Raw genomic sequence first — 235 nt, forward strand, 5'->3', positions numbered from 1 at the left:
CCCTGGTAGGCGTCCGACACCGAGGTGCCCGTCGCCATCGAGACGTAGAGACGGCTCGACGAGGTGTAGGAGTCGCTCAGCGTCGACGTGTACGCCGCTGCTGCAACCGTTCCCAACACGACGACGGCCAGGATGGTCATCCACCTGCGTCGTGCGATGTTCACGTAATCGAGCAAACCCATGATGCTGATCCTTTGCTCGAAGAGCGGGCGAGTGCAGAAATGTCGTCGGGCAC

The 235-nt window shown here is 61.7% G+C and carries 1 protein-coding gene; it reads right to left on the minus strand.

Annotated elements, in window-relative coordinates:
* A partial coding sequence (locus AC0IX4_RS23365; RefSeq protein ID WP_471831463.1) for a Wzz/FepE/Etk N-terminal domain-containing protein occupies positions 1-182 on the minus strand: 182 nt, incomplete at its 3' end.
* Positions 183-235: the final 53 nt, after the last annotated feature.

This window comes from Rhodococcus sp. AC861, assembly GCF_979256035.1.